Origin of the sequence: Caenispirillum bisanense, assembly GCF_039523075.1 — a bacterium.
GTDB lineage: Bacteria > Pseudomonadota > Alphaproteobacteria > Rhodospirillales > Rhodospirillaceae > Caenispirillum > Caenispirillum bisanense.
In genome coordinates this window covers 21,939-42,787 of the sequence record NZ_BAAAEP010000045.1, presented here as the reverse complement: position 1 = coordinate 42,787, position 20,849 = coordinate 21,939, and the positions used below count along the sequence as shown (strand labels likewise).

Genomic DNA, 20,849 nt, shown 5'->3' with positions numbered 1-20,849 from the left:
CCTTCACCAGCCTCGCGCAGCTTACTGCCGACGCTGGGCAAGACATACAAGGGACAGGGAAAAAACACTTCGGCGCCTGAGGGACCAGAAAAAACAAACTCCCCGGGGAAACCCTGACCTACTTCGGGTTCCGACCCTGGCGGGCCAGCGGCTCGTTGGGCATCAGTTCGGCGTCCCAGGGGAACAGCAGCCAGACGCCTTCCTTGATCGGCACGGCGAAGGTGTGGGCCTCGTGCTGGCCGGCGGGCTTGGCGTAGACGGTGGCGAGGTGGCCCTTGGGCAGCAGGCGCTTGACCTCGCGGGCGGTGACGCCGCTGTCGACCAGGTCGTCGACGATCAGCCAGCCTTCGCCGTCGTTGTCCACCGCCGAGGGGGCCTTGATGACCTGCGGCTCGCCGGCCACGCGGTCGTCATAGGTGACGACGCCGATGCAGTCGATCAGCCGGATGTCCAGCTCGCGCGCCAGGATGGAGGCCGGGATGAGGCCGCCGCGGGTGATGGCGACGATGCCCTTGAACGGGCCGGCGCCCGATTCCATCAGCTTGTGGGCCAGGGCGCGGGTGTCGCGGTGGAACAGTTCCCAGGCGATGGGAATGTAGACGGCGGTGGTGTAGTCCTGGGCCATGCTCGGCAGTCCTGCACTGACAGACGGGGCGGCGGGGGGTGAAAGGCGGTTGATTTATACGAACGCGCACCGGAGGGCAAGGCGGCCTTGCAGCGGTCGCGGCTCCGGCGTCCGCCAGCCGATGCCGTCGGGCCGCCCCGCCACGGCCGCAGGGCCGCCTGTACGGATAAACGCTTTACCCTTTCGTCTTCTTTTTCAACAATGTCGCCGAAGAGTCAGGACGAGGCGGCATGCTCCACACCTCTTATGCACGACGCGGCATGGTCACGGCCCCCCACGCGCTGGCGGCGCAGGCGGGGGCGGCAGTGCTGCGCGAGGGCGGCAACGCGGTGGAGGCGATGATCGCCGCCGCCGCCACCTGCGCCGTCGTCTATCCCCACATGAACGGCCTCGGCGGCGATGGCTTCTGGCTGATCTCGGAACCCGGCCGGCCGGTGGTGTCCATCGACGGCAGCGGCGCCGCCGGCCGCAAGGCGACGCCGGAAACCTACCGCGCCCACGGCCTCAACGCCGTGCCGGCGGTGGGGCCGCTGGCCTGCGCCACGGTGGCCGGCACCATTTCCGGCTGGCAGTCGGCGCTGGAACTGTCGCAGCGCTGGGACGGCCGCCTCGGCCTCGCCCGGCTGCTGGCCGATGCGGTGTGGTACGCGCGCGACGGCGTGCCGCTGACCGCCGCCGAGGCGCTGGCCATGCAGCCCCGGCGCGAGGTGCTGGCTCGCCAGCCCGGCTTCGCCGCCCTGTGCCTGGGCGAGGATGGCGCGGTGCCGCCGCTCGGCAGCCCGCGCCGTAACCCGGCACTGGCGGAAACGCTCGAGTCGCTGGTGCGCGACGGGCTCGACGATTTCTATCGCGGCGCGGTCGGGCGCCGCATCGCCGCCGATCTGGCGGCGGTGGGGGCGCCGCTGACGGGCGACGACCTCGCCCGCCAGCGCAGCGTGCGGCGGCGGCCGCTGTCGGTCGGGCTGGACGGCGCCACCGTCTACAACACCCCGCCGCCGACCCAGGGCCTGGCGTCGCTGATGATCCTCGGCCTGTACGAGCGCCTGCGGGTGGCGCCGGAGCAGGCGGAGGGCTTCGCCCACATCCACGGGCTGATCGAGGCCACCAAGCTGGCCTTCCGGGTGCGCAACACCCACATCGCCGACCCCGGCGCCATGCAGATCCACGCCACCACCTTCCTGTCCGACCACCTGCTGGACCGGCTGGCGGCGGAGGTGAGCCCGAAGCGCGCCCTGCCGTGGCCACTGCCGGCCATGAGCGGCGATACGGTGTGGCTCGGCTGCATCGATGCCGAGGGCCGCGCCGTCAGCTTCATCCAGAGCCTCTACCACGCCTATGGCTCCGGCGTGGTGCTGCCGGAAACCGGGTTGCTGTGGCACAACCGCGCCATCGCCTTCGACTTCGACCCCGAAAGCCCGCGCTTCCTCGCCCCCGGCCGCAAGCCCTTCCACACCCTGTCGCCGGCGCTGGCGCGGTTCCGCGACGGCCGGGTGATGGTCTACGGCAGCATGGGCGGCGACGGCCAGCCGCAGACCCAGGCGGCGGTGTTCACCCGCCATGCCCTCTACGGCCAGGGCCTGCAGGCGGCGGTGACGGCGCCGCGCTGGGCGCTCGGCCGCTCCTACGAGGGCGAAAGCCGCGACGTGACGGTGGAAAGCCGCCTCGACCCCGCCGTGGTGGCGGCGCTGGAGGAGGCCGGGCACACGGTGCGGCGGGTGGAGGCCTTCGACGACCTGATGGGCCATGCCGGAGCCCTGGTGCTGCGCCCCGACGGGGTGATCGAGGGCGCTGCCGACCCGCGCGGCGACGGCGCCGTCGCCGGCTGGTGAGCGGCGGCGGCGGTGCGGTGGTTGTGAGGCAGGCAACTGCGCAACACCGATCAAGCGGCCGGCGCTAGCCTGACCGGGCATCGGAGGAGACACCATGCCACGCGCCGCCACCGCCCTTGACTACAGCCGCCGCATCCAGCGGGTGATCGCCCACATCGGCGCCCACCTGGACGGCGACCTGAGCCTGGAGCGGCTGGCGGCGGTGGCCTGCCTGTCGCCCTACCACTTCCATCGCGTCTACCGCGCCCTCACCGGCGAGACGGTGGCCGACACGGTGCGCCGCCTGCGGCTCGCCCGGGCCGCCGACTCGCTGCTGCGCCGCCGGCTGACGCTGGAACAGGTGGCGCGGCAGGCCGGCTATGGCGGCGTCGTCGCCTTTACCCGCGCCTTCGGCGCCGCCTACGGCATGCCGCCGGCCGCCTATCGGGCCGCCGGACGGCTGGTGCCGCCTCCGCTGCCGTCCCAACCGACTCCGCTGGAGGATACGACCATGCCTGACGTCACCATTCGCGACTGTGCCCCGATGACCCTCGCCGCCATGCGCCACACCGGCCCCTACATGGGCATCGGCGCGGTGTTCGACCGCCTGGGGGCCTGGGCCGGGCCGCGCGGCCTGATCGGGCCGCAGACCCTGGGGGTCGGGGTCTACTTCGACGATCCCGCCAGCGTGCCGGAGTCGCAGCTGCGCTCCGCCGCCGGCATCACCGTGGCGGCGCCGGTGGACGACCCGGCGGTGGAAACCCTGACCCTGCCCGGCGGCCCCTGTGCGGTGCTGCGCCACCTCGGCCCCTATGCCGAGCTGGAACGCTCCTACCAGTGGCTGTACCGGGAATGGCTGCCGACCAGCGGCCGCGAGCCGGCCGACCAGCCGTGCTGGGAGGTCTACGTCAACGACCCGCGCACCACCCCGCCGGCGGAGCTGGTGACCGAGATCCACCTGCCGCTGAAACCGTAACCGCACCGGCCGGGACCGCCGGAGGCGGTGCTTCAGGCGGTGGCGCCGAAGGCCGGGTGGAAGGTCACCCGGCCGCTCGGCACCGCCGCCCCGAAGGGCAGCACCAATGCCCTGGCGCTGGCAGTCCGGCCGCACCGACACCGTACCAGCCGACCGCGCCGGCGCTGGCGGGAGACGGGAAGCCCCAGGCGCCGCTGCCACTCCCGGCGGCAATGCGCGCCCTGGCTGCCGGGTCAACGAACGATGTCGCCGCTACCGCAAAGAGGTGGATGCGACTGGTTCGGAGTTTTCCCGTTGTCCGTCGGTCCGACACCCCTCACCCGGTCCGGCGGTGGGGCTGTAGGCCTGGGCGGGGCGGCAGGATGGCCGCCTGCAGGCGGTGGCCGGCGTCGGAGTCCAGGCGCAGGCCCGGGGTCACCGGGCGGTCCTCCACCACGCGGCCGGCATCCAGCACGGCGATGCGGTCGCACAGGCGGGGGATCAGGCGCAGGTCGTGGGTGATGAGGACGAAGGCCGTGCCCAGCCGCTGCCGCAGCCCGGCCAGCAGGTCGAGGACCTGGATCTGCAACACCAGGTCCAGGTTCGACACCGCCTCGTCCAGGATGATCAGGTCAGGCCCCGGCGCCAGGGCACGGGCGATACACACCCGTTGCACCTGCCCGCCGCTCATCTGGCCCGGCAGCTTGTCGGCATCGGCGGGCGACAGGCCGACCAGCGTCAGCAGCTCCGCCACCCGGTCGGCGCGCTGGCGCTCGCCGAGGTCGGTGAGGTGGCGCAGCGGCTCGGCGATGGTGCGGCCGATGCGGTGGCGCGGGTTCACCGCCCCCAGCGAGTCCTGGAACACCACCTGCACCGCCCGGCGGTAGGCCAGATGCTCCGCCCCGCGCAGGGCGTCGAGGGGGCGGCCGTTGAACAGGACGGTGCCGCTGCTCGGCCGCTCCAGGCCCAGCAGCAGGCGGGCGAGGGTGCTCTTGCCGGAGCCGCTGGCTCCCACCAGGGCGAGGCTCTCCCCCGCCGCCACGCCAAGGTCGATGCCGCTCAGCACCGTCCGGGCGGGGCCGCTGCCGAAAAAGCCGCCGCTGCGGTAGGTCTTGCCGACGGCCTGCGCCTGCAGCAGGGTCATGGCGCATCCTCCGGCGCGAGGTCGGGGTAAAGGGCGAGGTGCGCCGCCACCAGGGCGCGGGTGGGGGCGGCGGCGGGAGCGTCGAACACCTGCGCCACCGGGCCGTGTTCCACCATGCGGCCGTGGTCGAGCACGGTGACGGTGTCGGCCAGCCGCGCCACCACGCCCATGTCGTGGGTGACTAGCAGCACGCCGAGGCCGCGATCCGCCACCAGCTGCTCGATCAGCGCCAGCACCTGGGCCTGCAGCACCAGGTCGAGGTCGGTGGTGGGCTCGTCGGCCAGCAGGAACGGCGCCTCGCTCAGCAGGGCGAGGGCCAGCATCATGCGCTGGAGCATGCCGCCGCTCATCTGGAAGGGGTGCAGGCGCAGCACCCGGCGCGGATCGTCCAGCCCCACCTCGGCCATGGCGGCCAGGGCGCGGCGCTCCGCCTCGGCGCCGGTGATGCCGCGGGCGGCCAGCGTCTCGCGCGCGTGGGCGGCCATGGTCAGCGCCGGGTTGAAGGCGCTGCGCGGCGCCTGCATGACGGTGGCGGTCACCCGCCCGCGCAGGGCGGCGGGGGCGGTGTCGCGGCCGTCGACCGTCACGCGGCCGCCGGTCTGCGTCACCCCCGGCGGCGTCAGGCCTTGCAGGGCGAGGCAGGTGAGCGACTTGCCGGAGCCGCTGGCGCCCACCAGGGCGGTCACCTGCCCGCGCCGCAGGTCGAGGCCGAGGCCGTCCACCAGGGTGAGGGGGCGGCCGTGGCGGCGGGTGACCAGGGTCAGGCCGTCGAGGCGGAGATGGCTGGCGGCGGTGGTCATGCGTCGCCCTCCGCCTGCAGAGTGGGGTCGAGGGCGTCGCGCAGGGCATCGCCCAGAAGGTTGAAGGCGGCGACGGTCACCAGAATGGCAAGGCCGGGCCACACCAGCAGCAGCGGGTTGGTCCAGATGAAGTCGCGGGCGTCGCCGATCATCACCCCCCATTCCGCCGTCGGCGGCGTGACGCCGAGGCCGAGGAAGGACAGGCCGGCGACGTGCAGGATCATGTGGCCGATGTCGAGCGTCAGCAGCACCACCAGCTGGGCGAACACGCCGGGCAGGATGTGTTCGGCGAACACCCGCAGGCGCGAGGCGCCGGCCACCCGCGCCGCCAGCACGTACTCGCGCTCCTTCAGGGTCAGCACCAGCCCGCGCACCAGACGGGCATACCAGGCCCAGTGCGACAGGGCGATGGCCAGCACCACGTTGACCAGCCCGGTGCCGAGCACGCCGACCATGAACATGGCGAGCACGAAGGTCGGGATGGTCAGGAACATGTCGCAGCCGCGCATGATCACCGCATCCACCCGCCCGCCAATGAGGCCGGACAGCCCGCCGATGCCGATGCCCAGCACCACGATCAGCGTCAGGATCACCGCCACCGCCCCCAGCGAGACGGTGGCGCCGTGCATGAGGCGCGACAGGATGTCCCGCCCCAGGTGGTCGGTGCCCAGCCAGTGCGCCGCGCTCGGCCCCTGCAGGCGCTCGGTCAGGGCGATGGCGGCCGGGTCGTGGGGGGCGATCAGCGGCGCCAGCAGGGCGACCAGGACCAGCAGCACCGCCAGCCCGGCCCCGATGCGCGCCGGCCACGGCCAGCGGCGGCGGCGGCCGGGGGCGGCGACGGCGGCGGCCGGGGCGGGCTCGGCGTCGGTGGCGGCAGTCATGACGGGGCCTCCCCCTTCAGGCGGATGCGCGGATCAAGCCAGGCATAGAGGATGTCGACCACCAAGTTGCACAGTACGAAGATCAGCGTCATCAGCAGGGTGAAGCACTGGATGACCGGGTAATCGCGGTTGTAGATGGCGGAGACGGCATAACGCCCCACCCCCGGCCAGCCGAAGATGTTCTCGATCACCAGGGTGCCGCCGATCAGTTCGCCGATGTGCATGCCGACGGCGGTGACGATGGGCAGCAGGGCATTGCGCAGCACATGGCCGCCCACCACCCGCCGCTCGCTCAGGCCGCGCAGGCGGGCGTAGAGCACATGGCGCTGGCCAGCGGTTTCCAGCATGCTGGCGCGCAGCATGCGGGCGTTGATCGACAGCGACATGAAGGCGGCGGCGAAGGCCGGCATCAGCAGGCTGGTGGCGCCGTCGCGGCCCATGGGCGGCAGCCAGCCGAGCCAGACCGAGAACAGCAGCACCAGCAGGAAGCCGAGCCAGAAGTTCGGCACCGACACGCCCAGGAAGGCGATGCCGCGCACGATCTGGTCGGGCAGGCGGTCGCGGTGGCGGGCCGCCCAGATGCCGAGCGGAACGCTCACCACCAGCGTCACCGCCAGCGCCGCCGCGCCCAGTTGCAGGGTGGCCGGCAGGTAGTACAGCAGCTCGTCCAGCACCGGCCGGCGGTTCACGAAGGACTGGCCGAAATCCAGGTGCAGGGCATTCCACAGCCAGGTGAGGAACTGTTCCGGCAGCGGCCGGTCGAGCCCCAGCATCACCCGCGCCGCCGCCACCGCCTCGTCGGTGGGCGGGATCTGCGACAGGCGCAGGTAGTCCACCGCCGGATCGCCGCGCCCGAGGCGCAGCAGCAGGAATACCACCAGCGACACGCCGAGCAGGATGAACGGCAGCGCCAGCAGGCGGCCAAGGATGTAGCGCAGCATGGCGGCCGGTCCTCAGCGCGCCGCCGGGCGGATGGTGTGCAGCGGGATCTCGTTCCTGGTGGCGCCGAAGGTGACGTTTTCGATGGTCGGCCGGGCGACGGCGACGCTGGTCAGGTAGGAAATGGGCAGGTACACCGCCTGCTGGTGCAGGGTGGTCAGGATGTCGGTGTAGAGCGCCTGCCGCTCCGCCTCGTCCACCGACACCAGCACGGCGCTGATCCTGGCGTCCAGGTCGGCCTTCATGGGCAGGCCGGACTGGGCCTGATAGTCGGCGTGCGACGGCATCCGCATGGAGGCGACGAAGGAGTGCGGCTCGTAGGGGGCGCCCCAGGTGGCGTTGAAGATCATGCCGAAGGAACCGTCCTTCTGGCGGGCCTGGAAGGCGCTCTTTTCCTCGCCCACCAGGGCGGCGTCGATGCCGACGACGCGCAGCTGGGCCTGGATGATCTCGGCGATGGCCTTTTCCTGCGGCTCGTTGCCGACGAAGCACAGCTCCAGCCGCAGCGGCAGGCCGTTCTTCTCGCGGATGGCGCCGGGCTTGGGGGCGATCCATCCGGCCGCCTCCAGCAGCGCCGCCGCCCGCGCCGGGTCGAAGGCATGGGGCGGCAGGCCGATGTCGGCATAGGGCACGTTCGGCGCGAACAGGGTTTCGGCCACCGGCTCCAGGTCGTGCAGCACGCTGGCGACGATGGCGCGCTTGTCGACGGCATGGCTGATGGCCTGGCGCACCGCCAGGTCGTCGGTGGGCGCCCGGCCGGAGTTGATGGCCAGCGCCCGCGTCGCCTGCGGGGCGGAGATGCCGGTCCACAGGTCGCCGCGGGCCTGCAGGCGGGCGAAGGTATTGGCGCTGATCTGGCTGTCACCGCCGTAGATCAGGTCGATGCCGCCGGTTTCGAAGGCGACGGCGCGGGCGTTGGTGTCGGGGATCACCTTCACCAGCAGCCTGTCGAAGGCCGGGGCCTCGCCCCAGTAGCGGTCGTTGCGGGCGTAGAGGTCGAACTCGCCAAGGCGCGCCTCCACCAGCCGCCACGGCCCGGTGCCGATGGGAGCGACGATGCCCTCGGCGGTGGAGCCGCCGGCGGGAATGGCGGCGGGCGACAGAAACCGGAACGGCCGCACCAGGGCGAGGTCGTAGAGGGTCGGGTAGTAGGCGCCCTTCAGGGTCAGGCGGAACGTACGCGGGTCGATCACCTCGGTGCGCTCGATCTGCGCCGCCAGTTCAAGCCAGCGGTGCCGCTCCAGGTTCGCCAGCACGGCGTCGAAATTGGCCTTCACGGCGGCGGCATCGAAGGGCACGCCGTCGGAGAAGGTCACCCCCTCGCGCAGGGTGAAGGTGTAGACGCGGCCGTCGGGCGAAACCTCCCACGCCGTCGCCAGCCACGGCTCCAGGGTGCCGTCGGCGCGGTACTTGAGCAGCGGCTCGTAGACCAGCGACTGCGCCGTCATCTCGTTGGGGGAATAGAGGTGCGGGTTGAGCGCCCCGCCGTTGCGCGGCCAGGAATAGGTCAGGGTGGTCTCGGCCGCCGCCGCCGCCGCCGCCGTCGCGACCGGCAGGACGGCCGCGCCGAAGGCAAGGGCGCCCAGCATCAGCCCGCCGCTCAGCACCGCGGCCGGAGTCATCCGTGACTGCATCTCAAGTCCCCTCCGTGGCATAGTGACCGCCGCCCCACCGCGCCGGCCCCCCTTCGAGCCTGATTAGCGCGGCTTGAGTATGATGTCCAACGCAAAACGTCATACTCGCGGAGCGGGGCGGATCGGCACACCACGGCGGCAGGGGCGACATGCAGCGCATCACCATCACTCTCGACGACGATCTGCTGGCGGAGATTGACCGGCTGGCGGCCGATCGCGGCTACAGCGGTCGGTCGGAGGCGGTGCGCGACCTGGTGCGCAGCGGCCTGAAGGAAGCCCGCAGCAGCGCCGGCGGCGGCCCCTGCGTGGCGGCGCTGGTCTATGTCTACGACCACGCGGCGCGCGAACTGGCCAAGCGCCTGACCCGCACCTTCCACCATCACCACCATGTGTCGCTGGCGTCGCTGCATGTGCATCTGGACGAATCCAGCTGCATGGAGATTTCCGTGCTGCGCGGCGATGCCGACGAGATCCGCGGGCTGGCCGATCAGGTGATCGCCGAACGCGGCGTGCGCCACGGCCAGGTGGTGACGGTGGGGGTGGACGGCGACGGGCCCGGGGCCGGCGAGGGCGACGGCTCCCACCATGGCCATTCCCACGACCACGACGAGCCCGCGGGCGACCAGGATCGGCCGGCTACGGACGCACGAACTCGATGAAGCGGGCCATGGCCGGCGACGGCGGCAGGTTCAGGTCCTCCGCCGTCACCTGATTGACGATCAGCGCCGGCTGCGGCGGGGCGACGATGGGGATGGTCGCCGGGTCGGCCCCTTCCAGCACCCGATGGGCCAGCCGCGCGGTCAGGCGGCCGACGTCGTGGTAGCGGTAGACCAGCCCGAGCAGGGCATGGCCGCTGCGCACCGGCGCCTCGCCGGCCGCCAGCACCGGCATGCGCTGGCTGAGCGCCGCGGCTGTCAGGGCGTGGCGGTTGACGTTCAGGAAGGTATCGGCCGGCTGGTAGACGAGATCGGCGCCGGACGAGGCCAGGTCCGCCATCAGCCGCGGGATGGCGCTGGCATAGGGCGCCCCTGACTCGTCCAGCGGCAGCGGCAAGGCGGTCAGCTGCAGGCCGCGGCGGGCGGTTTCGGCCCGCAGCTGGTCGATGTTGATGACCGCATTGGGCTCCGCCGGGTTGTAGAGGGTGCCGACATGGGTGATGCCGTCGGTGCTGTCCCACGGCGTGGTGCGGCGGCTGCCGACGTAGGCCGTGGCGGTATCCAGCTGCTCGCGCACGTCGGAAAGGTACAGGCTGCCGGTCAGCGGCCGCCCCGGCGCCCGCACGTCGCGCACCAGCCCCGACGCCACCGGCTGCGACACCACCATGAAGATGCCCGGCACCCCCACCACATGCACCGCCGGGTCCACCGCATCGGCCTGCCCGAACACCGCCTGGGCGGTGCGGGTGCCCCAGGTCACCACCAGATCCGGCGGCGAGGCGCGGATGCCGGCGACGATCTCCGCCAGCCGGTCCATGGACTGGCCGGCGTCGTGCTGGCGGATGTCGACCGGGATGTTGCGGTTGGCGAACCAGTCGATGAAGCCGCGGCAGGCATCCTCGCAGCCGCGAAACAGCACCAGGTCGATGGTGTGGCGCGGCCGGCTGCTCTCCACCGGCTGGGCCGGGGCGGCCGTGGGCAGCAGCGGCAGCAGCAGCGCCAGAAGCGCGAGCAGCGGCATGACCCTGCGACAATGACAGCGGCGGCCGGACACGGTTGCCTGATCCCCAGGTGACGCGAAAGACGCGAGAGACACTGCAGTTTTATGGTATTTCTGCTGGCAGCGAAATGCCCATTGGGAATTGGTGCTCATGGACAGCGATCCGCGGCCGCCGATGCCGCCGCCCGACGCCGCCGCCCATGGCCGCCGCCGCCGGCTGCTGCTGCGGTGGCCGGCCACGGCGGCGGGGGCGGCCATCGTCAGCGCCCTGCTGGTGGTGACGGGCCTGTTCCTGATCGACGACCACCGCAAGCACCTGGGGCTGATGCTCGGCCGTGCCGACACCGCCATGGAACGGGCCTACAGCGACATCCTGACGCCGCTGCAATCCATCAACACCTTCTTCGCCGCCGCCGTCATGGTGGCGGCGCGGGACGGTCCGGGCGACAGCCTGTCGTGGGTGACGCCGGGCACGCTCGATACCCTGCGGGTCGGCCATGTGGCGGTGACCGACCACCACGGCGCCATCCTGGCCGCCGCCGGCCTGCCGATGACGGCGGTGGAGCGCATTCCGGTCCCGGCCGCCGCCGGCATGACCCGTCTGCACGTTTCCGCCGTTCTGGCCGGGCCGCTGCCGTGGCTGCGGCGCATTGATCTGGTGCGCGGCATCGTCATCGAGGACGGCCAGCCGCTCTACCTGTTCGCCAGCATCGACCCGACCCTGTTCAGCGACGGCCTGCAGGCGGCCGTGCTGCCCCATTCCACCTTCATCCTGCGCAACCAGGAGGGCGAGGCGCTGATGGTGGTCGCCGACGCCGGCGCCACCGTCGGCGAGGCGGCCCAGGTGGCGGAGGCGGCGGTGACCGGGCGCCCCGGCCAGCGGCAGGTGGAGATCAGCGACGCCCGCCACGGCCTGCAGCTGGTGCAGGTGATCGACGTCAAGGCCATCACCGCGGCCTGGCTGCGCGACCGCCTGGTGGTGGCGGCGGCGGCGCTGCTGGCCGGCGGGCTGATCCTGTGGGGTGGCCGGCGCATCGACCGTCAGGCCGCCGATGCTCTGTTCCGCGGCATCACCGATGCGGTGCCCAACGGTCTGGTGGAGGTCGACGGCGGCGGCCGCATCCTCTACGCCAACCCGGCGCTGCGGCGCTTCCGGGCCGGTGACGGGCCGCTGCCCGACCTGCGCGGCGCCGCCCTCGACGGACTGTTCGCCGCCGAACACCGCGATCTGGTGCGGCAGATGGTGCGCGGCCGCGTCGCCCAGCCGGTGACGGTGCGCCTGCAGCAGCTGGACGGCGGCTGGCTGGAGATGGACGTCGGCGGCGCCGACCTGCCGCCGGCGGCGGTCGGGCTCGGGGCCGACGGCGGTGGCCGCATCTTCAGCCTCACCGACGTCACCGCGCGCGAGGGCGCCCTGCGCGCCCGCGCCGCCGCCCTGGATGCGGCGCGCGAGGCCAGCGCCGCCAAGAGCCGCCTGATGGCCGCCGCCAGCCACGACCTGCGCCAGCCGGTGCAGGTGGTGACCCTGATGGCCGACCGGCTCGCCAAGCGCGACCTGCCGCCGGCGACGGTGAAGGAGGTGGCGCTGGACATCCGCCAGGCGGCGCGGGTGATGACCGACTTCATCTCCGCCATCATGGACTACAGCCGCCTCACCGCCGGCATCATGGAGGTGCACCGCCGCGACGTCGATCTGGTGCCGATGCTGCACGAGGCGACCGCCAGCGCCCGCGCCGGCTGCGAGAAGCCGCTCGACTTCGCCCTGCGCACCCCGGCGGCGCTGGTGGCGGAAACCGATCCGCTGCTGTTCCGCCGCATCGTGCAGAACCTGCTGTCCAACGCCGTCAAGTACACCGCTGCCGGCACCATCACCGTCAGCGCCGAGGCCGGGCCCGACGGCCGCCCGCTGGTACGGGTGAGCGACACCGGCATCGGCATCGCCTCCGACCTGCAGGGGCGGGTGTTCGACGAGTTCTTCCAGGTGGACAATCCGGCCCGCGACTTCTCCCGCGGCTTCGGCCTCGGCCTCACCATCGTGCGGCAGGCGGTGGACCTGCTGGGCCATGACCTGGACCTGCAGTCGGCGCCCGGCCGCGGCACCACCATTACCATCCGGCTGTAGCCGCCGGCGGCGCCTCAGCGGCGGCGGGCGGGCGGCAGCAGGTCGTGCCGGCGCAGGGCGGACAGGCTTTCGACCAGGCTCTTCAGGTCGGCGCGCAGGCGGCCGAGGCCGGGGCGGCGGCTGAAGGTTTCCTCGTCCATGTAGAGCCGGCGGTTGATCTCGATCTGCATGGCGTGGACGCCGTGCTCCGGCCGGCCGTAATGGCGGGTGGTGTAGCCGCCGGCATAGGGCGCGTTGCGGGTGACGGAATAGCCGAGGTCGGCCAGCCGGTCCTCCGCCGCCGCCGTCACCGCCCGGGCGCAGGAAATGCCGAAGCAGTCGCCCAGCACCATGTCCGGCGGCGGCGTGCGGCCGTCGCCGCTGGCCGAGGGCATGGAATGGCAGTCGATCAGCAGGCAGAAGCCGAACTGCGCCACCGTATCCTCCACCAGCCGGCGCAGCGCGGCGTGATAGGGGCGGTAGAGGCTCTGCACCCGTCGCTCGGCCTCGGCGAAGGACAGCTTGCGGGCATAGATTTCGGCGCCGCTCGCCACCACCCGCGCGATGGTGCCAAGCCCCGCCGCCACCCGCGCCGAGGTGGTGTTGACATGGGCCGGCAGGTCGTCGGCGAACATGGCCGGGTCCAGCTCGTAGGGCTCGCGGTTGGGATCGAGGTAGGCGCGCGGGAACAGGGCCTTCAGCAGCGGCGCGCCAAGGGCGGGCACGTCGGCGAACAGCTCGTCGACGAAGCAGTCCTCCGACCGCCGCAGCCCGTTGCCGTCCAGCAGCGAGGCGGCCAGCAGATCGTCGGGGTAGGCGCTGCCCGAATGGGGCGAGGCGAAGACCATGGGCAGGGTCTGCCGCGCCGGCGCCTCGACCGCCAGCACGCCGGGAATGGACAGCCGGCCTGACAGCCCGGCCGCCGGCGATGCCTCGGTTGCGCCCTGGGGAGCGGCCGGAATGTCACGGCGTGTCTGGTTCATGGGTGCTAGCCTATCCTACCGGCCCGTCCGCCGCCATAGGGCAACGGCCGACCGGATAAGCCGGCCCGCCATCCTCCGCCGGTTTAACGTGGGGTGCCATCCCGCCGCTGCAACCCGCCCGCCGGCGGAGCGGCAGGGTGTTGCAAGGGCATGAAAAAAGTTCTTGCCAAGGCCGGGAGGGGACGGTACATAGGGCGCCCTCGGGACGGACATTCCCGCCGGTGCCGAGAGACAAGGGCGTGTAGCTCAGCGGGAGAGCACTACGTTGACATCGTAGGGGTCACAGGTTCAATCCCTGTCACGCCCACCACCGAAGCCCCAGCGGAAACGCTGGGGCTTCGTCCGTTCTGGGGGTTGGCGGTTGGACCGGATGTCTCGGTCTGTATCTCCAGATTGCGCGAGTTGATTTAATCCCGATTATGCTGCATCAAGGGAGCTTCTGGTAGGCAGAGGCATCCATGACGCTTAAGGCTATCACTGTGCTGGTTGATGAGGCGGACGAGCGGACGATCCAGACGGTCGCTCAATGCCTTCGTGCGGGCGGGCGGCGAGCTGGGCAGGTTCGTGATTTTGCGGCCAGCATTGAAGAACACCACCCGGTGCAGGGCCTCCGCTTCATGCCGAAGCCGGGCCAGATCCTGTTCTGCGACTTCGGACTGGGTTTCCAGCGCCCGGAGATGGTCAAGGCGCGTCCTGTTCTTGTGATCTCCCCGATGCCGCGGGAGAAGAGCGAATTATGTGTGGTCGTGCCGATCAGTTCTAAGGCGCCACAGTCCCCCATGCCCTATCATTACCGCCTTCCAGACGGACTTGTACCCGACAAGAGCTACGACGAAGCCTGGATCAAGGGGAATCATATCCACACCGTGGGGCTGCACCGCCTTGACAGGTTCAAGGTCGGTTTTCGAGACTATCGGTCTCCCGAGGTTCCTCTGGAGGTGCTGAAGGCCGTGCGACGGTGCGTATTACACGCCACAGGAATGCATCTCTTGACGCGGCACCTGTGAGGTAGTATATAGTTCCGGTCACCGCTTCGGCGGACTTGGAAGACCACCGCGAGGTGGCAGGCTCCGGCGAGGACGATAACAAGTCTGCTGGAGCCTCAAGGCTAGGCCCCGCTTCGGCGGGGCCTTCCTTTTTTGGGCGTCGCCTCCCGGCCCATCAGCCGCCCCTTGCCGCCTCTACCCCTTCCGGCGTAGCCTCAGGTCCGTTGCGGGCGGGGGGCTGCCTGCCGTGGGGGGATGAGGACATGACTATCCGCAGGGCGCTGTGGGTTGCGGCGGTGGCTGTTGTGCTGCAGGGGTGTGGGCCGGTCTATACCACCCATTACGATTACACCGCACCGGCCACGCCCGAAGGGAAGGCCTGTGCGGCGCAGTGTCAGGTCAGCCAGACCCACTGCCGCAGCTCCTGCGAGTCGGCGCAGGATGCCTGCCGGGCCCGCGCCAGGCTGGAAGCGGTGCAGGAATACGAGCGCTATGCCGAGGCGCGCACCCAGGCCGGCAAGAAGATCGACCGCAGCGTGTCGTCCTTCGACCGCTCCTACTCCTGCAGCAGCCAGACCTGCCGGCCCGGCTGCGACGATGACTTCCGCATCTGCTACAGCACCTGCGGCGGTCAGGTGAGGGCGACCGTGGTCTGCACCTCCGGCTGCGAGTAAGGCGGGGCGGGCGGAGCGGGCCTCAGGTGTCGGCGGGGGCGTGGCGGGGCCAGGCCTTGAACACCGCCTGCACCAGCGCGGCCAGCGGGGCGGCGAAGAAGATGCCCCAGAACCCCCACACGGCGCCGAAGATCAGGATGGCGACGATGATGGTGATGGGGTGCAGGTCCATGGTGCCGGCCAGCAGCAGCGGCGCCAGCACGTTGCCGTCCAGCAGCTGGATGATGCCGTAGGCAATCATCGCCCACATCAGCTGGTCGCCGGCCCCCCACTGGGCGAACCCGACCACCGCCACCGGCAGGGCGGCGACGGCGGCGCCGACGTAGGGCACCAGCACGGAAAAGGCGGTGGCCGCCGCCAGCAGGGCGGCGAAGTCCAGGTCGAGCAGGGCGAACACCACGTAGCTGACGGCCCCGACGATGGCGATTTCATACAGCTTGCCGCGCACATAGCCGCCCACCTGGCGGTTCACCGTGTGCCACACGCTGGCCGCCAGCCGGCGGCGGGGCGGCAGCAGGCTGGTGAAGAAGCCGAGGATCAGCGGCTTGTCCTTCAGGAAGAAGAACACCACCAGCGGCAGCAGGATCAGGTAGACGCCGATGGTCACCAGGGTCGGCAGCATGGCGACGGAATAGCCCACCAGCCACTGGCCGATGAGCAGCACCTCCGCCCGCATGTGCTGCACCATCTCGGTGGCCTGTTCCTCCGCGATCAGGTCGGGGTACAGCTCCGGCAGGGCGAGCAGGCGGGCCTGGAGGCTCTGGAAGGTGCCGGGCAGCATCTGGGCGAGCGCCGCCATCTGGCCCAGCAGCAGGGGCAGCAGCACCAGCAGCAGCGCCAGCATGAGGGCAGTGAACAGCATCCACACCACCGCCACCGCCACCGGGCGCGGCATGCCCAGCCGCCGCAGCCCTTCCACCGCCGGGTCGAGCAGGTAGGCCAATACCAGCGCCGCGATGATGGGCGCCAGCACGCCGCCGGCGATCATCAGCACCAGCAGGCCGGCCAGCAACAGGCCGCTCAGCAGCAGCACCTCGGAGTCGGAGGAATGGCGCCGGAACCACGCCCGCAACGGGCCGAAAGGCTCCCCTGGGGCGGGTGGGGGCGGCTGGTCCTGCTCCGTCGCCATCCGGCGGTCTCCCTGCTGTGACGGCGGCCAGTCGAGCATGAACGGCGCCGCCGCCGCAACTCTCCATGCGGCGGGCGCCCCGTGGCGGCCCGCCAGCGCACCACATGGGTGCCGGCGGCGGCAGGACCAGCAGCAGCGGCAGCAGTAGCAGCCGCCGCCGGGCCGACGTCAGTCGACGCCGCGTTCGGCGCCGTAGCGGGCCTTGATTTCGGCCACCCGCTCGGCATTGGCGGCCAGCCAGGCGTCGAAGCGGGCGATCAGCTCCGGGTGGCGGGCGGCGGACAGGCGGTAGTCGTCGCGGCTGTGCGGCAGGCCGGCGTCGAACACCAGCGCCCCGGCATCGCCGAAGTCGGCGGCCAGCAGATGGCTGGCGACGGCGACGCTGACATAGGCGCCGTCGATGCGCTCCGCCATCACCTGGCGCAGCAGGGGGCGCATCTGAGCGTTCTCGCTCAGCCGCACGCGGCCGTCCTGGATGCGGTCCAGCCACGAGAAGGGGGTGAAGCCGGTGACGGTGCCGAGGGTGGCGACGGCATCGGGCCCGGCGCCCTTGCGCGCCGGCCGCACCATCACGCCGTCGATGTAGGCGATCACCGGGGCGCTGTAGACCACGTCGGCGCCCGCCTTGGCGGCGGGGTTCCAGTGCGGGTTGTCGGGGAACTTGAAGTCGATGCCGCCGCCGGTGAGGTCGGCATAGAGGCGGTTGACCGGCAGCGGCTGGTAGCGGAAGGCAACGCCGGCATCGGCGGCGAAGGCATCCAGAATCTCCCGCGCCGCCCCCACATAGGCGCCGTCCTGCACGGCGTAGACGGGGTAGTAGTCCAGTTCCTCCACCCCCACCACGTATTCCGGGCGGTCGGCGGCCAGGGCGGCGGGCGCCGCCGCCAGGCCGAGGCAGAACAGCAAGCCGAGCAGACGCCGCATGGTCTTTCCCCTTCCCGTCATTTCTGCTTGAGGACGATCAGCGTGAGGTCGTCGAAGATGGTCTGCGTGCCGATGTGGGCCATCACGTCGTCGACCACCGCCTGCTTGATGCCTTCCGCCGGCTCGTGCCAGTGGCGGGCCAGCACCTCGCACAGCCGGTCGAGGCCGTAGAGCCGGTGGTCGGCCGCCGCCGCCTCGGTGATGCCGTCGGTGTAGAGCACCACGCCGTCGCCGGGCGCCAGGGTCAGGTCGGCACCGCCGATGTAGGCGTCGATGCTGTCCACCAGCCCGAGCGGCATACCGAGCAGGGTGGTGTCGATCAGTTCCACCCGGCGGTCGGCGCGCACCACGATCACGCTTTCGTGCTGGCCGCCGATGCGCAGGCCGCCGCCGCTGCCGCCGGCCGGGGCGGGGGCATAGTCGAGCAGGGCGAGGGTCAGGTTCTTGTCGCTGCCCATGCGCTGCACGTTGTCGTAGACGGTGCGGTTGAGCACGGCGAGGGTGCGGCGCATGTCCGACTCGTCGGCGGTGATCATGGTGCGCACGGCGCTCTGGATCATCAGCATGACGACGCCGCTTTCCAGCCCGTGGCCGGTGACGTCGCCGATGCCGATGCGGACGCGGCCGCCGGCCTGCAGGATGTCGTAGTAGTCGCCGCCCACCTCGTTGGCGGGCTGCATGAAGGCGGCGACGTCCAGCCCCGGCACCGCCGCCAGTTCGGGCGGCTTGGGCAGGATCATGCACTGGATGCGGCGGGAAACGTCCAGTTCCGCCCCCAGGCGCAGGTTCTCGGCGGCGAGGCGGCCGTTCAGCTGCTCGATCTCGTCCTTGGCGGCGGCCAGGGCGGCGGTGCGCTGCTCGACACGGGCCTCCAGCTCCAGGGTGAGGGCGGTCAGCTCGTTCTCGGCCCGGTCGCGCTGGTCGAGGCCGCTCTGGAAGGCGGTGAGCAGGTGGTTGAGGGTGCCGATCAGGCCGCCCAGCTCGTCGTGGCGGTGGCCGGCGGCGGCGGGCACCAGGGCGGCGCCGGGGTTGCCGGGGTCGATGCGCGCCACCTGCTGCGACAGCCGCAGCAGCGGCCGGGTGATCATCAGGTAGAAGGCGAGCACCACCACGCCGCAGATGGCCAGCGCCCGCAACAGGCCCATGACGGCGTTGTAGGCGGCGCGGTCGAAGAACGGCTGGGCGAGCAGGGCGGCATCCAGCTCCACCGCCAGGGTGCCGACGGCGCGGCCTTCGTGCGACAGCGGCACGTCCCAGTGGGTGAGGTCGCCGAACAGCCGGTCGGCCAGGTGGCGCGGGCCGCTGCCGGCGGCGCCGGTGTGTTCGGCCAGCACGCCGTCGAAATCGTCGCGCAGGGTGACGCGGGTGACCGAGGCATAGCCGGCGAGGCCGCTGGTGACGCGACGGGCCAACGCCTCGTTCAGCTGGTAGGCGGCTTCGGCGGCGGAGGGTTCGACCATGGCCAGGGTCTGGCGCATGGTGGCGGCGGTGTCCTGGCGCATGGCGCGCCAGTCGAACACCAGTTCGGCGGCGCTGCCGAGGATGCCGAACAGCAGGGCGATCACCAGCGTCACCGCCGCCTGCTTGGCGGTCAGGCTGCGCAGGGCGCCCACCGCGGCGGCACCGGGGGCGCCGTCGTCGTCGTCGGAGCGCGGGGTGGCGCCGCCGGCCGGCACCTCAGACGAAGTCCATCACCAGCGCCGGCATAAGGCGCTGCAGGTTGACCAGGGACTTGCTCTGCCACGGCACCGCCCGCGCGGCGCGGATGGTGAGCGCCACCGACTTGTTGCGCGCCTCGATGACGAACTTCGACAGCACGGCAATGCCCGAGCTGTTGAGGAACTCCAGCGCCGTCAGGTCGACGGTGACGCTCTGGTGTTCGGCGATGCTGCGGGACAGCAGGGCCACCACCGGGGCGTACTCCGTCATGCCGTTCAGGCGCATGATCCCCGACAGGCGGACCGTGCCCGTCGCCGCGTCGTAGGCGGCGGCATGGGTGGCGCCCGTGATGTTGGTATCCATTCCTCAGTAACCCTCTCAGATGTCCACCGTGACGAAGGTGGTGACCGTCACGGCGGAACCGGCCGCGTCCTCGAACTTCCAGCCGAGGTTGGCGGCGTAATCGTTGATCATGGTCAGAAAGCCGAGACCGGTGCTGGTGCCTTCGGCGGCTTTTTCCAGCTGCTCGACATAGAACTCGCCCGGATCGGTGGTGGTCAGGCGGTGGATGAAATCGCGGAAGGTGGCGGCCTGGGCCGGCGTCACCGTGTTGGTTTCCCAGAACGCGACGCGGCCGTCTTCCAGCTGCAGGCGGATGGAAATGGGGTAGGGCAGGCCGCCGGCGCTGTACTTCATGGCGTTTTCCAGCAGCTCGTTGGCGATGAAGTTGACGGCGCTGCTGATCTGGTCGCGGCGGGCCTCGGCCAGGGCGTCGCCGCCGTCGGTGCCTTCGTCGCCGGGCAGGAAGGTGGTGACGTAATCGGCCAGGAAGTCGGCGGACAGGCCGTTGTTGCGCCAGCGCTGCTGCAGCGGCACGGAACTCGGCGAAAACCGCAGCATGAGGGTCTCACCGCCCATGTCCTCCTGCGGCGCGACGAAGGTCCCGATGGTATCGTTCATGCGTGTCCTCGTGGGGTACGGAAGGTGTTGCGGCCGCCCTGCTTGGCGCCGTAGAGCAGATGGTCGGCATCGGCCAGCAGGGCCGCCGGCGACCGTTCCCGACTCGGCACCTCGGCGGCCACGCCGAGGGAGACGGTGACCACGCCGAAGGGCGACCCGGCATGGGGGATGGCCTGCGCCGCCAGGTCGTCGCGGATGGTGCGCACCACCGTCAGGGCGCCTTCCAGGTCGGACTCGGGCAGCACCAGCACGAACTCCTCGCCGCCGTAGCGGGCCACCAGGTCGACCGGCCGGCGGCAGGCATTGCGCAGGGTGCGGGCCAGCTGCACCAGGCAGGCATCGCCGGCCTGGTGGCCGTAGGTGTCGTTGAACACCTTGAAGTGGTCGACATCAAGCAGGATGAGGGCCAGCGACGAGCCGGTGCGCAGGCCGCGCCGCCATTCGGTGTCCAGCACTTCGGACAGGCCGCGGCGGTTGGCGACGCCGGTCAGCGGGTCGGTGCGCGACACGAACTCGATCTCGCTGTAGCGGCGCAGCCACTGGGCGTCGATGTCGTCGGAATGCTCGGTGATGGTGGTGACCAGGATCTCCAGGTCGTCGCGCTGCTGGCGCAGGGCCGACAGCAGGGTCTGCAGGCAGTTTTCCGCCCGCATCCGCTCCATGATCTCGCGCTGCAGGCGGGCGTTGGTGGCCGACAGGTCCGCCTCGATGGCGTCGCCGTGCTCGGCGGCCATGGAGAGCGAAATGTCCAGGTCGCTGACCTGCTGCTCCAGGTCGCGGACACGGGCGGTCAATGCTGCCACCTCTCGGTGCAACAGCTCTGCCTCGCGGTCTTCCGTCGCCATCGCGCCCTGCCCGCCCAAGAGATGATCGTGTGCCACCACGGGAGCCCCAGTTCCCCCCTACGTGCCGTCATCATAGTCCTTAGGGAGTAGGGGCGGAAGGCCAAAAGCGGGCCGCATGGCAGCCCCGCCGGCGATGTCACGGGCGC

20 protein-coding genes and 1 tRNA gene are annotated in these 20,849 nt (G+C 71.4%); 7 read left to right on the top strand and 14 right to left on the bottom strand.

The genetic code is table 11. The annotated features are described in order from the left end of the window. Nucleotides 1-118 precede the first annotated feature (118 nt). Nucleotides 119-625 (bottom strand): xanthine phosphoribosyltransferase, encoded by a 507-nt coding sequence (gene gpt, locus ABD056_RS17445; protein ID WP_343868725.1) that lies wholly within the window; start codon nt 623-625, stop codon nt 119-121. A 230-nt stretch (nt 626-855) separates the two neighbouring features. Between gpt and ABD056_RS17440 the strand changes: the two genes are divergently transcribed. Together ABD056_RS17440 and ABD056_RS17435 are read left to right on the top strand one after the other, a co-directional pair. Continuing rightward, complete coding sequence (locus tag ABD056_RS17440; protein ID WP_343868723.1) at nt 856-2,454, top strand: gamma-glutamyltransferase family protein; 1,599 nt, start codon at nt 856-858, stop codon at nt 2,452-2,454. Nucleotides 2,455-2,548: 94 nt separating this feature from the next. Further along, the gene (locus tag ABD056_RS17435; RefSeq protein ID WP_343868721.1) at nt 2,549-3,409 is read left to right on the top strand and encodes an AraC family transcriptional regulator; all 861 of its coding nucleotides are present in this window, start codon (nt 2,549-2,551) and stop codon (nt 3,407-3,409) included. Between the two features lie 316 nt (nt 3,410-3,725). Here ABD056_RS17435 and nikE read toward each other — a convergent pair whose 3' ends face one another. The 5 genes from nikE to nikA are packed head-to-tail and all read right to left on the bottom strand — an operon-like array spanning nt 3,726 to nt 8,786. Then, nucleotides 3,726-4,532, bottom strand: a complete 807-nt coding sequence (nikE, locus tag ABD056_RS17430; protein WP_343868719.1) for a nickel import ATP-binding protein NikE — start codon at nt 4,530-4,532, stop codon at nt 3,726-3,728. Further along, on the bottom strand, nt 4,529-5,332 hold the full coding sequence (locus ABD056_RS17425; protein ID WP_343868717.1) for an ATP-binding cassette domain-containing protein: 804 nt from the start codon (nt 5,330-5,332) through the stop codon (nt 4,529-4,531). The genes nikE and ABD056_RS17425 overlap by 4 nt, the downstream gene beginning before the upstream one ends. Next, nucleotides 5,329-6,213, bottom strand: a complete 885-nt coding sequence (nikC, locus tag ABD056_RS17420; RefSeq protein WP_343868715.1) for a nickel ABC transporter permease subunit NikC — start codon at nt 6,211-6,213, stop codon at nt 5,329-5,331. Before nikC ends, ABD056_RS17425 begins: the two co-directional genes overlap by 4 nt. Continuing rightward, on the bottom strand, nt 6,210-7,154 hold the full coding sequence (gene nikB, locus ABD056_RS17415) for a nickel ABC transporter permease subunit NikB (RefSeq protein WP_343868713.1): 945 nt from the start codon (nt 7,152-7,154) through the stop codon (nt 6,210-6,212). The genes nikC and nikB overlap by 4 nt, the downstream gene beginning before the upstream one ends. A gap of 12 nt (nt 7,155-7,166) precedes the next feature. Further along, nucleotides 7,167-8,786, bottom strand: coding sequence for a nickel ABC transporter substrate-binding protein (gene nikA, locus ABD056_RS17410; RefSeq protein WP_343868711.1), 1,620 nt, complete (start codon nt 8,784-8,786; stop codon nt 7,167-7,169). Nucleotides 8,787-8,935: 149 nt separating this feature from the next. Between nikA and nikR the strand changes: the two genes are divergently transcribed. After that, nucleotides 8,936-9,445, top strand: a complete 510-nt coding sequence (gene nikR, locus ABD056_RS17405; RefSeq protein WP_343868708.1) for a nickel-responsive transcriptional regulator NikR — start codon at nt 8,936-8,938, stop codon at nt 9,443-9,445. Here the strand turns inward: nikR and ABD056_RS17400 are convergent. Continuing rightward, a complete protein-coding gene (locus ABD056_RS17400) occupies nt 9,423-10,463 on the bottom strand; it encodes an ABC transporter substrate-binding protein (RefSeq protein WP_343868706.1) in 1,041 nt (346 codons plus the stop codon). The genes nikR and ABD056_RS17400 overlap by 23 nt on opposite strands. Before the next feature lie 130 nt (nt 10,464-10,593). Between ABD056_RS17400 and ABD056_RS17395 the strand changes: the two genes are divergently transcribed. Beyond that, nucleotides 10,594-12,564 carry a PAS domain-containing sensor histidine kinase gene (locus ABD056_RS17395; RefSeq protein WP_343868704.1) on the top strand — a complete coding sequence of 657 codons (1,971 nt, stop codon included), beginning with the start codon at nt 10,594-10,596 and terminating at the stop codon, nt 12,562-12,564. Between the two features lie 14 nt (nt 12,565-12,578). Here the strand turns inward: ABD056_RS17395 and ABD056_RS17390 are convergent, their stop codons facing one another. After that, nucleotides 12,579-13,526, bottom strand: coding sequence for an N-formylglutamate amidohydrolase (locus ABD056_RS17390; protein WP_343868702.1), 948 nt, complete (start codon nt 13,524-13,526; stop codon nt 12,579-12,581). Between the two features lie 235 nt (nt 13,527-13,761). Here ABD056_RS17390 and ABD056_RS17385 point away from each other — a divergent pair. The 3 genes from ABD056_RS17385 (at nt 13,762) to ABD056_RS17375 (ending at nt 15,186) form a co-directional block, all read left to right on the top strand. Next, a tRNA-Val gene (locus tag ABD056_RS17385) sits at nt 13,762-13,836 on the top strand. A 148-nt stretch (nt 13,837-13,984) separates the two neighbouring features. Beyond that, nucleotides 13,985-14,533, top strand: coding sequence for a type II toxin-antitoxin system PemK/MazF family toxin (locus tag ABD056_RS17380; RefSeq protein ID WP_343868700.1), 549 nt, complete (start codon nt 13,985-13,987; stop codon nt 14,531-14,533). A 242-nt stretch (nt 14,534-14,775) separates the two neighbouring features. Beyond that, the gene (locus ABD056_RS17375; protein ID WP_343868698.1) at nt 14,776-15,186 is read left to right on the top strand and encodes a hypothetical protein; all 411 of its coding nucleotides are present in this window, start codon (nt 14,776-14,778) and stop codon (nt 15,184-15,186) included. A gap of 22 nt (nt 15,187-15,208) precedes the next feature. Here the strand turns inward: ABD056_RS17375 and ABD056_RS17370 are convergent, their stop codons facing one another. From ABD056_RS17370 to ABD056_RS17345, 6 genes are all read right to left on the bottom strand, one after another. Then, a complete protein-coding gene (locus ABD056_RS17370; RefSeq protein ID WP_343868695.1) occupies nt 15,209-16,315 on the bottom strand; it encodes an AI-2E family transporter in 1,107 nt (368 codons plus the stop codon). A gap of 168 nt (nt 16,316-16,483) precedes the next feature. Continuing rightward, nucleotides 16,484-17,239: a substrate-binding periplasmic protein gene (locus ABD056_RS17365; protein WP_343868693.1), complete on the bottom strand. Its 756-nt coding sequence runs from the start codon at nt 17,237-17,239 to the stop codon at nt 16,484-16,486. Nucleotides 17,240-17,256: 17 nt separating this feature from the next. Beyond that, nucleotides 17,257-18,915 (bottom strand): PP2C family protein-serine/threonine phosphatase, encoded by a 1,659-nt coding sequence (locus ABD056_RS17360; RefSeq protein ID WP_343868691.1) that lies wholly within the window; start codon nt 18,913-18,915, stop codon nt 17,257-17,259. Between the two features lies 1 nt (nt 18,916). Then, nucleotides 18,917-19,261 (bottom strand): slr1659 superfamily regulator, encoded by a 345-nt coding sequence (locus ABD056_RS17355; RefSeq protein WP_343868689.1) that lies wholly within the window; start codon nt 19,259-19,261, stop codon nt 18,917-18,919. Between the two features lie 15 nt (nt 19,262-19,276). Then, nucleotides 19,277-19,858, bottom strand: coding sequence for a slr1658 family protein (locus ABD056_RS17350; RefSeq protein WP_343868688.1), 582 nt, complete (start codon nt 19,856-19,858; stop codon nt 19,277-19,279). Further along, nucleotides 19,855-20,661 carry a GGDEF domain-containing protein gene (locus tag ABD056_RS17345; protein WP_425545053.1) on the bottom strand — a complete coding sequence of 269 codons (807 nt, stop codon included), beginning with the start codon at nt 20,659-20,661 and terminating at the stop codon, nt 19,855-19,857. Before ABD056_RS17345 ends, ABD056_RS17350 begins: the two co-directional genes overlap by 4 nt. Between the last annotated feature and the right edge of the window lie 188 nt (nt 20,662-20,849).

Excerpts from the sequence above, each read along its gene's own strand:
- gpt (WP_343868725.1), bottom strand. The coding sequence starts at position 625 with ATGGCCCAGGACTACACCACCGCCGTCTACATTCCCATCGCCTGGGAA.
- ABD056_RS17440 (WP_343868723.1), top strand. The coding sequence starts at position 856 with ATGCTCCACACCTCTTATGCACGACGCGGCATGGTCACGGCCCCCCAC.
- ABD056_RS17435 (WP_343868721.1), top strand. The coding sequence starts at position 2,549 with ATGCCACGCGCCGCCACCGCCCTTGACTACAGCCGCCGCATCCAGCGG.
- nikE (WP_343868719.1), bottom strand. The coding sequence starts at position 4,532 with ATGACCCTGCTGCAGGCGCAGGCCGTCGGCAAGACCTACCGCAGCGGC.
- ABD056_RS17425 (WP_343868717.1), bottom strand. The coding sequence starts at position 5,332 with ATGACCACCGCCGCCAGCCATCTCCGCCTCGACGGCCTGACCCTGGTC.
- nikC (WP_343868715.1), bottom strand. The coding sequence starts at position 6,213 with ATGACTGCCGCCACCGACGCCGAGCCCGCCCCGGCCGCCGCCGTCGCC.
- nikB (WP_343868713.1), bottom strand. The coding sequence starts at position 7,154 with ATGCTGCGCTACATCCTTGGCCGCCTGCTGGCGCTGCCGTTCATCCTG.
- nikA (WP_343868711.1), bottom strand. The coding sequence starts at position 8,786 with ATGCAGTCACGGATGACTCCGGCCGCGGTGCTGAGCGGCGGGCTGATG.
- nikR (WP_343868708.1), top strand. The coding sequence starts at position 8,936 with ATGCAGCGCATCACCATCACTCTCGACGACGATCTGCTGGCGGAGATT.
- ABD056_RS17400 (WP_343868706.1), bottom strand. The coding sequence starts at position 10,463 with ATGCCGCTGCTCGCGCTTCTGGCGCTGCTGCTGCCGCTGCTGCCCACG.
- ABD056_RS17395 (WP_343868704.1), top strand. The coding sequence starts at position 10,594 with ATGGACAGCGATCCGCGGCCGCCGATGCCGCCGCCCGACGCCGCCGCC.
- ABD056_RS17390 (WP_343868702.1), bottom strand. The coding sequence starts at position 13,526 with ATGAACCAGACACGCCGTGACATTCCGGCCGCTCCCCAGGGCGCAACC.
- ABD056_RS17380 (WP_343868700.1), top strand. The coding sequence starts at position 13,985 with ATGACGCTTAAGGCTATCACTGTGCTGGTTGATGAGGCGGACGAGCGG.
- ABD056_RS17375 (WP_343868698.1), top strand. The coding sequence starts at position 14,776 with ATGACTATCCGCAGGGCGCTGTGGGTTGCGGCGGTGGCTGTTGTGCTG.
- ABD056_RS17370 (WP_343868695.1), bottom strand. The coding sequence starts at position 16,315 with ATGGCGACGGAGCAGGACCAGCCGCCCCCACCCGCCCCAGGGGAGCCT.
- ABD056_RS17365 (WP_343868693.1), bottom strand. The coding sequence starts at position 17,239 with ATGCGGCGTCTGCTCGGCTTGCTGTTCTGCCTCGGCCTGGCGGCGGCG.
- ABD056_RS17355 (WP_343868689.1), bottom strand. The coding sequence starts at position 19,261 with ATGGATACCAACATCACGGGCGCCACCCATGCCGCCGCCTACGACGCG.
- ABD056_RS17350 (WP_343868688.1), bottom strand. The coding sequence starts at position 19,858 with ATGAACGATACCATCGGGACCTTCGTCGCGCCGCAGGAGGACATGGGC.